General features: G+C 69.1%; 8 protein-coding genes and 1 pseudogene. 2 read left to right on the top strand and 7 right to left on the bottom strand.

Translation table 11 applies throughout. From position 1 onward, the window contains the following. The coding region (gene coaE / locus ACN8HC_RS17165; protein ID WP_490076057.1) for a dephospho-CoA kinase at nt 1-748 on the bottom strand (748 nt) is incomplete at its 3' end. Between the two features lie 220 nt (nt 749-968). Continuing rightward, nucleotides 969-2,450, bottom strand: coding sequence for a 30S ribosomal protein S1 (gene rpsA / locus ACN8HC_RS17160; RefSeq protein WP_490076056.1), 1,482 nt, complete (start codon nt 2,448-2,450; stop codon nt 969-971). A 317-nt stretch (nt 2,451-2,767) separates the two neighbouring features. On the opposite strand from rpsA, the gene ACN8HC_RS17155 reads away from it, so the two are divergent. After that, complete coding sequence (locus ACN8HC_RS17155; RefSeq protein ID WP_490076055.1) at nt 2,768-3,592, top strand: class I SAM-dependent methyltransferase; 825 nt, start codon at nt 2,768-2,770, stop codon at nt 3,590-3,592. Between the two features lie 25 nt (nt 3,593-3,617). On the opposite strand, the gene pgfA is transcribed toward ACN8HC_RS17155, so the two are convergent. From pgfA to ACN8HC_RS17135, 4 genes are read right to left on the bottom strand one after another with little or no spacing between them, the layout of a single operon-like run. Beyond that, the gene (pgfA, locus tag ACN8HC_RS17150) at nt 3,618-4,670 is read right to left on the bottom strand and encodes a cell envelope lipid trafficking protein PgfA (RefSeq protein WP_490076054.1); all 1,053 of its coding nucleotides are present in this window, start codon (nt 4,668-4,670) and stop codon (nt 3,618-3,620) included. Between the two features lie 29 nt (nt 4,671-4,699). Beyond that, nucleotides 4,700-5,452: a D-glycero-alpha-D-manno-heptose-1,7-bisphosphate 7-phosphatase gene (locus ACN8HC_RS17145; RefSeq protein ID WP_490076053.1), complete on the bottom strand. Its 753-nt coding sequence runs from the start codon at nt 5,450-5,452 to the stop codon at nt 4,700-4,702. Further along, nucleotides 5,449-6,075 (bottom strand): D-sedoheptulose-7-phosphate isomerase, encoded by a 627-nt coding sequence (locus tag ACN8HC_RS17140; RefSeq protein ID WP_490076052.1) that lies wholly within the window; start codon nt 6,073-6,075, stop codon nt 5,449-5,451. Before ACN8HC_RS17140 ends, ACN8HC_RS17145 begins: the two co-directional genes overlap by 4 nt. Further along, the gene (locus ACN8HC_RS17135) at nt 6,075-7,157 is read right to left on the bottom strand and encodes a GHMP family kinase ATP-binding protein (protein ID WP_490076051.1); all 1,083 of its coding nucleotides are present in this window, start codon (nt 7,155-7,157) and stop codon (nt 6,075-6,077) included. Before ACN8HC_RS17135 ends, ACN8HC_RS17140 begins: the two co-directional genes overlap by 1 nt. Before the next feature lie 82 nt (nt 7,158-7,239). Between ACN8HC_RS17135 and ACN8HC_RS17130 the strand changes: the two genes are divergently transcribed. After that, complete coding sequence (locus tag ACN8HC_RS17130) at nt 7,240-8,388, top strand: acyltransferase family protein (protein WP_490076050.1); 1,149 nt, start codon at nt 7,240-7,242, stop codon at nt 8,386-8,388. 1,766 nt (nt 8,389-10,154) lie between these two features. Here the strand turns inward: ACN8HC_RS17130 and ACN8HC_RS17125 are convergent. Continuing rightward, nucleotides 10,155-12,038, bottom strand: a pseudogene (locus ACN8HC_RS17125) (alpha-(1->3)-arabinofuranosyltransferase domain-containing protein); the annotation flags it as partial. Nucleotides 12,039-12,118 lie beyond the last annotated feature (80 nt).

Below are 12,118 nucleotides of genomic sequence, written 5' to 3'. Positions count from 1 at the left end.
CGTTCGCGAACCGGAGGCTCAGGACCCGGTCACCGAGGCCGGCGCGGGCGAGCTGCCGGCGCAGCCGCGCGATGATGCGCGCGGCCTCCGGTGTGTCCGGCTGAACGCTCTCCCCTGCTGCCCTGGCTGCGCCACGACCGGCCAGCAGATTGTCGTTGTATGGCGAAAGTCGCTCTCGCCACAGCGAATCGACCTGCTCCAGCAGTGCTGCGCGCGTGCCGTTGTTGCCGAGCAGCACGTCGGCGACGGCATACCGCTGCTCGTCGGTCGCCTGAGCGGCGATCCGCGCCGAGGCCTCCCCCGCCGTCATACCGCGCAGCTCGGCCAGCCGCTCGGCGCGCACCTGCTCCGCGGCGTCCACGATCACGCAGAGGTGGTGGTCCGGCGCCAGGCCGGCCTCCACGAGCAACGGCACGTCGTGCACCACGATGGCGTTGCGCGGCGCGGCATCGCGCAGCTGCGTCGTCAGCTCCTGGACCCGCGGATGGGTGATCTCCTCCAGATCACGCCGCGCCCCCTCGTCGGCGAAGACGATCGCGCCGAGAGCGGCGCGGTTGAGTGATCCGTCCGGCAGCAGCACGTCGGCACCGAAGCGGGCGGCGATCTCCGTCAGTCCGTCACTGCCCGGCTCCACCACCTGCCTGGCGAGCCGGTCGGCGTCGATCACGACGGCTCCGAGTTCGGCGAATCGTGCCGAGACGGTTGACTTTCCGGAGCCGATGCCGCCGCTGAGTCCCACATAGAGCACCCGACGACTCTAGTGAACGGTCAGCTGCCGGCGAGCCTCGCCAGGTGCGTCCGCGGGATCTTCCTGATGCGGGTGGCCGGCAGGCCAGGGAGCGCCCCCACAGACCGACCGTCGGTCCTTCGGCCCGGGACTGATGGTCCGCGTCGCACAGCAAAGACCCCCGGAATCGCGAGGATTCCGGGGGCCTTTGGTTGTTGAGCTACAACCGACGGTCAGCCGATCAGTTGCCGGTGAGCTTCTCGCGCAGGGCGGCGAGAGCCTCGTCCGAGGCCAGCGTGCCCTCGGCCGGAGCGGCCGGCGCGCTGGTGCTCGACGAGCTGCCGCTGTCGCGGGAGTCCGAGGAGTAGGACGTGCCGCCCGAAGCGGCGCTGGCCGCGGCGTCGGCGTCGTCCTTGCGAGCCTGCTCGATCTGCGCCTGGTGCGACTCGTAGCGGGCGTGCGCCTCGGCGTACTGCTTCTCCCACTTCTCGCGCTGGGCCTCGAAGCCTTCGAGCCATTCGCCGGACTCCGCGTCGAAGCCCTCGGGGTATTTGTAGTTGCCCTGCTCGTCGTACTCGGCGGCCATGCCGTAGAGGGTCGGGTCGAACTCGGTCGCGGCAGCGGCGTCGTCGTTGGCCTGCTTGAGGCTCAGCGAGATGCGGCGACGCTCGAGGTCGATGTCGATGACCTTCACGAAGATCTCCTGGCCGACCTGGACGACCTGCTCCGGCAGCTCCACGTGACGCTCGGCCAGCTCGGAGATGTGGACCAGACCCTCGATGCCGTCCTCGACGCGGACGAATGCACCGAACGGCACCAGCTTGGTGACCTTGCCCGGCACGACCTGGCCGATCGCGTGGGTGCGGGCGAAGTGCTGCCACGGGTCTTCCTGGGTCGCCTTCAACGACAGCGAGACACGCTCGCGGTCCATGTCGACGTCCAGCACCTCGACGGTGACCTCGTCGCCGACCTCGACGACCTCGGACGGGTGGTCGATGTGCTTCCAGGACAGCTCGGACACGTGGACCAGACCGTCGACGCCGCCGAGGTCGACGAACGCACCGAAGTTGACGATGCTGCTGACCACACCGGAGCGGACCTGGCCCTTCTGCAGCTCCTTGAGGAAGGTCGTGCGGACCTCCGACTGGGTCTGCTCGAGCCAGGCGCGACGGGACAGGACCACGTTGTTGCGGTTCTTGTCCAGCTCGATGATCTTGGCCTCGATCTCCTTGCCGACATACGGCTGGAGGTCGCGGACGCGACGCATCTCGACCAGCGACGCGGGCAGGAAGCCGCGCAGGCCGATGTCGAGGATGAGGCCGCCCTTGACGACCTCGATGACGGTGCCGGTGACGACCCCGTCCTCTTCCTTGATGGTCTCGATGGTGCCCCAGGCGCGCTCGTACTGCGCACGCTTCTTGGAGAGGATGAGGCGGCCTTCCTTGTCCTCCTTCTGGAGAACGAGGGCTTCGACCTCATCGCCGACCGCCACGACCTCGCCGGGGTCGACGTCGTGTTTGATGGACAGCTCACGCGAGGGGATGACGCCCTCGGTCTTGTAGCCGATGTCGAGCAGGACCTCGTCCCGGTCGACCTTGACGATGACACCGTCGACGATGTCGCCGTCATTGAAGTGCTTGATCGTCGCGTCGATCGCGGCGAGCAGCTCCTCCTCGGATCCGATGTCGTTGATCGCGACCTGGGAGGTGGTAGTGGCAGTCATGTAGTAGGAAACCTTCGGTGGACACTAGAGATGGACAATGTGTTGAAATGTGAATGGCGTCCGCTAGCTGACGGGAAATCAGCGGTGCCGGCGCGTCATCGGCGAGAAACCCCGCCGCCGACGTAGTGCCGAGATGGAACCCCTCACACGCACATGCGTGCGCGTGTTGATCTTATCGGGCCGTCCACAGCTGGGTCAAAAGACCCCTACGCGGGCATCTTGACATGAGGCAACACGAAGAGCGCCGACCGCACCGAGGACACGAACTGGCTGGGGTCCCCACGAAGTCGGGGTGGCGAAGGGAATTGAATTCGGACATGGACGCCTTCGGAGTCGGACGGCGATCGGCCGGTTCTGCGGAAACCCGGGCCGCCAATCGCGATTGGTGGGACGACGAGGCGGTCGCCTATTACGCCGAGCACGGCAGCTTCCTCGGCGACCGCGAACTGGTCTGGGGCCCGGAAGGTTTCACCGAGACCGAGTTGGGACTGCTCGGACCGCTGGCCGGCCGGGACGTGCTGGAGATCGGCTGCGGGGCGGCGCAGGGCGGCCGGTATGTCGCCTCCCGTGGCGCCCGCGTCGTGGCGACCGACCTGTCCGCCGGGATGCTGCGCCAGGCCGTGACGATCGATGCCGGAGCCGACGTCGGCCTCCCCCTCGCGCAGTGCGATGCGACAACGCTGCCGTTCGCGGATGCATGTTTCGACGTCGTCTTCACGGCATACGGCGCGGTGCCGTTCGTAGCGGACAGTGCCGCGGTGATGCGCGAGGCGGCGCGGGTCCTCCGTCCCGGCGGGCGTTTCGTCTTCTCGACCACGCACCCGATCCGCTGGGCGTTCCCAGACGCGCCCGGGGCGGAGGGGCTGTTCGCGGACCGGTCGTACTTCGACCGCACGCCATATGTCGAGGAGGGCGATGACGGCGCCGCGACCTACGTCGAGCACCACCGGACGCTGGGCGACCGCGTGCGCGAGATCGTCGCAGCCGGACTCATCCTGGTCGATCTGGTCGAACCCGAGTGGCCGGAACGCAACCGGCAGGTGTGGGGCGGCTGGTCGCCCACTCGGGGGCGGGTCATCCCGGGCACCGCGATCTTCGTGACCCGCACGCCGTCGTTGCCGCACACAGCCGGCAACGGGTGAGGCTGCTGACCGCCGCCGGAGACCGTCAGGAGTCCTTGTCGAGCCGGACCGTCTTGTCGGAGTTGTCGTGGAGCAGTCCGGAGATCCCGCCGTCCGTGTCGTCGCCGTAGCCGGAGCCATCGTAGTCGTCGGTAGCCTGGTGGCGACCAGAGGTACCGTCCCGGCCGAACAGCAGCGCCATCAGGACGCCCCCGATGATCAGCAGCAGACCGAGGATGCCGAGGATCCAGGGAGCGAGCTTGAGCGCCTTCAGCTGGGACGCCTTGCCCTTGTATTCGTCGACGTTGGACTGCACCGTCGCGTTGTCGAAGATCGAGTTGGTCTTCAGGACGACGACCGACTTGTCGGTCTTGGGGTCGGTGAGCCATTCCTGCTGGTTTTCCTGCACCTTGATGAAGGCGCCGGTCTGGGGTTCGACCCAGATGGTGCGGTGGTTGGTGTAGGAGAACTGACCCTTCACACCGGGACTGTTCTGCGCTCCGCCGAACAGAAAACCCGGAACTTCCTTCGATGGTGAGATGGCCAGCCGCTGCCGCGGGACCGTGCCCTCGAAGCGGTAGACGCTCAGGCCGTCGATCGTGTCGGTGCCGGCGTACTTCATCGGCATGGTCTTCTCGATCTTGCCGTCCCAGTACTGATAGGTCGTCTTCTGGGTGCCGAACGGGAACTTGACCGTGTAGCCCGTGTGCTCGATCGCCTGACCGTTCTCCTGGTCACCGCTCCAGTTGACGATCTTGCCGGTGTGGCGCTCCACGGCGTACTTCTCGGTGAACGCCTCCTGCGCGGTCTTGGTCTCCGGGATCGAGGAGAACTGCCACCTGTTGAAGATGACCGCGTTGTGACCGAACTGCTTGCTCTCGTCCTTCTGGGCGACCGCGCCGACCGTCGTGGTCAGGGTCGTGTGCACGAACTTCAGGGTGCCCGCGTCGAAGATGTAGGCGTTGTTGTCGACGGCGACCTGTTTGGTGTTCTGGTCGAGCGGTATGACGGCCAACTTGTCGAACGCATAGAACTTCAGGAGCAGCGCCATGGTCACGAAGAACGCGCCGAATCCGATCACGATCGCGGATTTCCGCACTGTCTGAACCTCCGGGTATGAACTGGAACTTACCGGACAGTAGCATCATCCGTGCGAGTTGTGTCACACCCGGACGCGCGTTCTGCAAACAGCGTTCGGACAACCGCATCCAGGGCTGATTCCGCTGCATTCACGAGGACCGGGGCGACACCGGCAGCCTCCGCCGCGGCGACATCCGAGGGCTGGTCGCCGATCAGCACACACCGGGCGGGATCGGCCCAGGGCGCCCTGCGGAACGCCTCGCGCAGCAGGCCGGTACGAGGTTTGCGGCACGCGCAGGTCGCCTCGGCGTGGGGGCACACCTGCACCCCGTCCAGGTGGGCGCCGCCCGCTGCGAGTTCCGCAACCAGCCGGCGGTGAACCGCGAGCAACTGCGTCCGGGTCAGCTCACCGATCGCCAGCCCGCGCTGGTTGGTGAGCAGCACCACCGCAGCTCCCGCAGCGTTGCACGCGCGGACCGCATCCACAGCCCCGGGCAGCAGCACCAGGTCGTCCGGGTCGGCGACGTAACCAGGCCGGTGCACGTTGAGCGTCCCGTCCCGGTCCAGCAGGACCAGGTCGTATGGCGACCCGCCCGCACCGGCCGGTCGTGCGATCGGGGTGCGGTCCTCGCCGAGCAGCTCAGTGTCCCGAAACTCGACGGAGACACTGCTCCCTGCCGATCGGGGTCCCCGCGAAGTATCGGAGGAGCGGCGGGGTCCCTGCGAAGTATCCGGAGGAGCGGAGCGGGGGAGGAACTTCGTGGGGTGCCGGGGCGGGGGAGAACTTCGTGGGGTGATCATTCCTGGCAGACGACGTCGACAGCCTCGCACCACACGTGCGTCCAGAGCATGTGCGCCTCCTGGATGCGCGGCGTCTCGTCCGACGGGACGACCAGCACGTGGTCGGCCCGGCCGCTGAGGTCGCTCCCCCGCCGACCGGTCAGCACGATCGTGAGCAGACCCTGCTCCCGGGCGAGCTCGAGTGCCCGGAGGATGTTCTTGCTCGCGCCGCTGGTGCTCATCGCGAGCAGCACGTCCCCGGGCCGGCCGAGCGCGGCGACGCCACGAGCGAACGTCTCGTCATACGCATAGTCGTTGGCGACGGCAGTGATCGAGCTGAGCGATTCGGCCAGATTGACCGCCGGCAGCGGCGCGCGGTCCAGGATGCACTTGCCGATGAACTCCGCCGCGACGTGACTGGCGATCGCTGCCGAGCCGCCGTTGCCGGCGACCAGCAGCGTGCCGCCCTCGACGAGCGCGTCGAGCAGCGCAGTCCCCGCAGCGTCGACCTGGTCGACGAGTCCCGGCTCGGCCAGGTCGCGGGCCAGAGCCGCCCAGGCGGCCAGCCCGATCCGCTGGCGGTCGGAGATCGCCGGCCCGCGGTGCTGGGGCGGTACCTCGTGCAGTGCGTGACCGTCCGGCATCAGTGTTGTCCTCTCCAGGTGGTGACCCCGTGCTGACTGAAGGTGATCTCCGACAGCGTCAGCCCGAGCGCGAGCAGCTTCTGCGCGACGATGTGCCGCCGCTCGAACTCGCACACGAACACCAAGTGTCCCCCACCGCCCGCACCGGTCACCTTGCCACCCAGCGCTCCGCAATCGAGCGCGGTGGTCACTGCTTTGTCGATCAACGGTGTCGAAATGCGTTCGGACATCTTGCGTTTCTCGGTCCACGCCTCGCCGAGCAGGCGCCCGAACGCGTCGACCTCGCCGCGCACGAGCGCGACTTTCATCCGCTCGGCGAGTTCTTTCTGCGCGCGGAGTCCCTCCAGCGCCTCAGCGTTGCCGGTCTCGTAACGCGCCCGCTGGTCGTCGATGATGTGGTCGCTCACCCGCGTGTTGCCGGTGAACGCCAGCAGCATGTTGTGCTCCAGCTCGTGCACCGTGTCGTCCCGCACGCGGAGCGGATTGACGATCACCTGCTCGGGCTTGAACTCGATGTAGTTGAAACCGCCGAAGGCGGCGGCGTACTGGTCCTGGGAGCCACCCGGTATGGCGAGGTCCTCGCGCTCCAGCCGGTAGGCCAGCTCAGCGACGTCGTAGGGCGTGAGGTCCAGGCCGCAGTGCTGGGCGACCAGCCCGATGACCGAGACCATGACGGCGCTGGACGAGCCGAGACCGGAGCCCGGCGGCGCCTGCGTGTGCAGGAAGAGGTCGAACCCGCCGGACGCCCGCGCGCCCTCGATGTCACGGACCCGCTTGATCGCGGCCTTCGGCAGATCGAGCTTGCCGTCGTACTCCACCGGCTCGTCGATGCCGAAGTCGATCGCGGTGCCGTAGTCGAGTGAGCGGACCGTCACCTGCCCGTCGGTGCGCGGCCGTAGCGTGCTGAACGCGAACGCCGAGATCGTCGCCGACAGCACCGCGCCGCCCTCTCGTTCGGGGAACGGCGTAACGTCGGTGCCGCCACCGGCGAACGAGATGCGCAGCGGTGCTCGTGCGCGGAGCACCGGCCGGCTGCGGTCGATCGCTCCGTCCGACGGCAGCAGGTCATCGCGTGCGGTCATCCCGTGTGTCGGCCTTCCGGAAGATGCGGGCGGGTGGAATCTACTGCAGAGTAGCTGCCGAACACTCGACGACGGAGGATGCGTGACCCGCTATCGCCTCATCGACGGCCTGCGTGGGCTCGCAGCTCTGCTCGTGCTGTTGTCCCACGTCGGTTTCTGGACCGGTGCGGACGGTCTGGACCTGTCGGGCGGGCTCTTGGCGCGGGGCGACAGCGGGGTCGCAGTGTTCTTCGCGATCAGCGCATTCCTGCTGCTACGGCCGTGGATCGCGGCGGGCGCAGGCGTGGCGGCACCGCAGGAGATGCGCGTCTATGTCGTGCGTCGGGCCGCGCGCATCCTGCCGGCCTACTTGCTCGCGCTGGCCGGGGTGGTCGTCGTGGCCGGGACGTGGGGTGCGGTCGGTGGCGGCGGGGTCGGCGGCGCACGGAAACTGGTCGCGCATCTGCTGCTGGTGCAGGCGTATGCCGACACGTCATACCAGTCGTTCAGCCAGACGTGGAGCCTCACCACCGAGGTCACCTTCTACGTGCTGGTGCCGGTCATCGGCGCTGCCCTCGGGCGATTGCTGCAGCGGTCGCCGCGGGCGGTGTATGCCGTCCTTGCGGCCACCGTGGTGGCGGGCGTCGGGATCCAAGGTGCGACGGCGGCGTGGACGCACGCGAATCCCACCTCGCACGCCGGCGTGCTGGGGACGAGCGTGCTCGGCCATGCCGCGTGGTTCGGGGCAGGCGCGGTGCTCGCGGTGGCTGTGCAGACCGGGCAGCTGGACCGGTTGCGTGCCGTCGGTGTCGGCACCTGGCTGGGTGCCGCGGCGGTCGTCTACCTCATTGCCTCGAGCGGGATTGCCGGTCCGCGCGACCTGCACGCGCCGACCGTCGGGCAAGCGACGGCCAAGGAACTGCTCTACACGTTGATCGCCCTCCTCCTGCTGCTGGCCGCCGTGCGCGGACCGTCGGACGAACGGTGGCTGGCGGTTGCCGAATCGCCGGCGACCCGCTTCGCCGGCGACGTCTCGTACGGCGTGTTCCTCTGGCACGTGCTGGTGCTGCAGGTGATCTATCTGGCGTCCGGCTGGGCGCTCTTCACCGGGCCGTTCAGTGCGGTGCTTTTCGCGGTGCTCGTCTTCAGCGTGCTGATCGCGTGGGCGTCGGCGGCGCTGCTGGAGCAGCCGGTGCTCCGACAGGTGCACCGCCGGACCCGCACGCCGCGCGTGCCAGCGCGGCAAGGGTGACCGTCGCGAGCAGCTGACCCGCGATTGCCCCGGCGGACTGCGCATCGACGACACCGAGGGACGCCAGCGCCACACATGCCGTCACCAGCGCGCCGACCGCGGTGTGACGCAGCCACCGCCACGGTGTCACCGCTGCGACGAGGCCGGCAAGCACGCCGGCCGGCCCCGCCACCAGGAAACCCACGAGCACCGCCGCGACCACGCCTCTCACGTCGGTCGAGCGCCGTCCTGAGTAGCCCGGAGCTTGCGACGGGCGTGTCGAAGGGTAGGCCGGAGCGCCAGCGGAGGCCGTATCGAGACCACATGGGCGATGCACGTGGTCTCGACACGCAATTCCTCCGCTTCGCTCCCCCATCGATACTCGACCGACGTGGGGTGCCGGACCACGTGCTCGCCGACAGACCATCGCCGCGGCGCAGAAGATCAGTAGCAACGCGAGTGCGACAAGGCCGCCGAGGAGCAGCCCGAGTCGCTGTGGCGTCGTCGGCGTGAAGCGCATGGTGACGGTGTCGGATCCGGTGCTGGTCACGCGGAAGCCCTGCCGCCAGCCGTCGACCTCGACGGGCCGGAGCCGGTGACCGGTGCTGTCCGTCGCCTGCCAGCCGGCGTTGAATCCCTCGTGCAGAGCCACGATTCCGGCCGGTCCGGCGCCGAGCGCGACGGTGCGTTTGCCGGAGTCGCTGGTGACGGCGGTGACACTGCGGGCGCTGCTCGCGGCCGCCGGGTTCTTGCCGAAGCTCGCGAATTGCGGTGCCAGACCGCGCGATCCGGTGATGGTGATGGTTTCGGTGCTTGGTCTCGATACACCTCCCCCGCTTCGCTCCTCCGGCACTCGACCAGCGCTTCNCGAAGCTCGCGAATTGCGGTGCCAGACCGCGCGATCCGGTGATGGTGATGGTTTCGGTGCTTGGTCTCGATACACCTCCCCCGCTTCGCTCCTCCGGCACTCGACCAGCGCTTCCACCCACGCCGCTCGACCGACGTTGACAGGTGGTGGCCTCGACGAGGGCTCCTCGCTTCGCTGGTCCACCCTTTAGCTGCAAGGGGATTCGCGCGGTGCGGCCGATCGACCGCACCGCGACCGAACCCGCCGCACCGCACGTCGTCGGCACGGCCGCACCGGTCGAGCGCAGCCAGACAACGCCGCGCAGCTGCGCGTCACCGGTCAGGTGCACCTGCCGGGTGATCGTCGCCCCGTCCTCCGGCAGCCGACTGAGCAGCAGCGTCTGTGTGGAGAGGACGACGGACTGCGGCACGTCGATGACCGATCCGAGAGTCGTTCCGGCGGCGCGCATTTCGACGATGCCGAGCACCGGGTCGATCGCGTCTCCTGGAGCCGACAGCCGGACCTCGACCGAGGTTGCACTCGTGCGCGGCACCGGAACGCTGAGGGTTGTGCGGCCGCGCACGGCGATCGTGCGGCTGTGTCCGCCCACGACCACCTGCAGGCGGTCGGGCAGCGTCGCATTCTGTGGCGGACCGGCCAGCCGCAGCCAAACACGGGAGACGTCCGTCGCGCGCAACGTCCCCCGCAGCCACGCAGTGCGCTCGTGATCGCCGGTCAGCCACGCGGTCCCCTCGTCGCCGTCGAACGCGGCCGCCGGGCCGTCCCGAACGCCGAGGTAGTGCCGCGTGAACGGATCCGCTGCCGACGAGGAGACCTGGACGTCCTGCCAGCCGATCCACTCTCGCGCCGGCTGCTCGGCAGCATCGGTCGCCGGCGGCAGATCCTTCGCGCCGATCCTCGTCGGCTCGGCGTCAGTGCGCGTCAACACCGGGCTGTAGGCGAAAGCCGTTGGTACCCCGTTGTTGTACGCCCGCCACGGCATCGTGTCGGTGACGACGTCCGGGTGCTGCGAGGTCGCCGACTCCAGCTGCATCCATTGACTCGGTGCGAGCAGGCCGGCGGCATACAGCGGGAAGAGCGACTCGGGGCCGCCGGCAACGGTGACCGGCGGGGTGCCGTAGACGGTGGCGCCTTGGGCGACGCCGGTCGCCACGTCATACACGGTGAGCGACGAGGCCCCCGTGCCGTAACTCGCCGCGACCCGGAACCCGGGCGACAAGCGCAGCGTCCGCTCGACGCGCTGCCAGGGCTGAGCCTGCACCGACGGCGCCAGATCGCGCCGCAATACCACTCGGGTGATGCCGAGCCGGGCCAGTCCGGCGGCGAGCGAGGGTTGCGCCTCCCCCGACGCGGCGAGCTGGTCGACCGCGTCCAGGATCCGGGTCGACCCCGGGATGCCGAGCGGTGCCGCCTCCCGCGTGACCACAGGTGAGATCGCGAGCGCGGACAACGGCTCGTCGGTCGTCGACCCCCAGGTGTAGGTCGGCGTGCGCGAGTTGGGCAGCAGCATGGTCGATCCACCGGAAACCCGTGCCGCAGCGTCGATCCGGTGCGCAACCTGCGTCCACTGCGTCGGTATGGCGGCATACGCGTCGGCGGCGCCCACGCGTCCCTGCCAGATGGGCGTGGCGGCGACCGCGATGGCCAGCGCGATCGCCGCCGGCACGAACCGGTCACGCGTCTTCGCCGACACCGAGACGCGGTCCAGCACCGCCGCGAGGCCGATCACCAAGGGCAGCCGCAGGATCGGGTCGGCCTTGTGGACGTTGCGCAACGGCGCGAGCGACCCGTCCAGCAGGTCTCGGACCGGCCCGGAGAATGGGCTGCCGGCACTGCCGCCGTGCCCGAGGCTCAAGAACATCACCGCCCCGACCGCGCACCACAGCGTCCAGCGCGCCAGATGTCCACGCTGCCGCAGCAGTCCCCAGACCCCGACGGCCGCCACCACACCAGTAGCGATGATCGCGGTGACCGACTGCGCCAGCACCCAACCTCCTTGCCAGACAGGGTGATCCGCGCTGTCCAGGATGTACGCGATCCAGTCGTCGGCGCCCCGGAACACGTTCGGCACGGACGTCACGGCGGTGGTGATCGACGCCGTCTCGATGTAGTCCAGGAAGGGGTAGGCATACCGGCCGAGCACCAGCAGCGGCAGCAGCCACCAGAGCGCGCCGAGCAGGACGGCGATGACCCACAGCGCGAGCCGGCGTCGCGCGACCGGGTGCGTGAGCAGGAAGGCGAACGGCAGCGCCAGCACGATCCCGGACGCGGTGGCGTTGACGCCGCCCAGTGCCGCGGTCAGCGCACCCGCGAGCGCGAGCGCGCGGATCAGGGCCGCCCGGCCGAGTTCCCGCCGGACCAACGGCAGCACCGCGACCACCAGCCAGGGTGCGAGCGCCATCGGCCAGGCCTCGATCGAGATGACGGGCAGGACCGTGAGCATCCGCGGTGCCAGGGCGTATGCCGCGCCTCCGGCGATCGCAGGCAGCGGGCCGGCAACACCGAGCCGGCGGATCAGTCGGTGAGCGCCGAGGAACGACATCACGAGCAGCACGGTCCACCAGATCCGCTGGGTCGCCCACGCAGGGACCGCGAGCGAGCGGCAGACCCCGAAGATCGGTCCCATCGGGAAGAGGTAGCCGTAGGCCTGGTTCTGCAGCTCGCCGAGCCCGGCGTGGTTGTTCCACGCGTCGAGCGAGCGACCGAGGTAACGCCACGGCGAGATGGTCAGGTCGATCTTGGTGTCCGGCTCGGTGCGTCCCGACGAGACCAGCCACGGCAGGATGACGAAGACGGCCAGCATGAGCAGCAGCCGGACACGGTCGAGCAGTGGCCGGAAATCGGGCGCGGGCGGGGCGGCCGGCTCGTCATACACGGTCTGCA

It is taken from the genome of Flexivirga sp. YIM B11880, assembly GCF_058148645.1.
The sequence above is the reverse complement of the archived record's forward strand: the minus strand, read 5'-3'. Positions and strand labels throughout refer to the sequence as shown.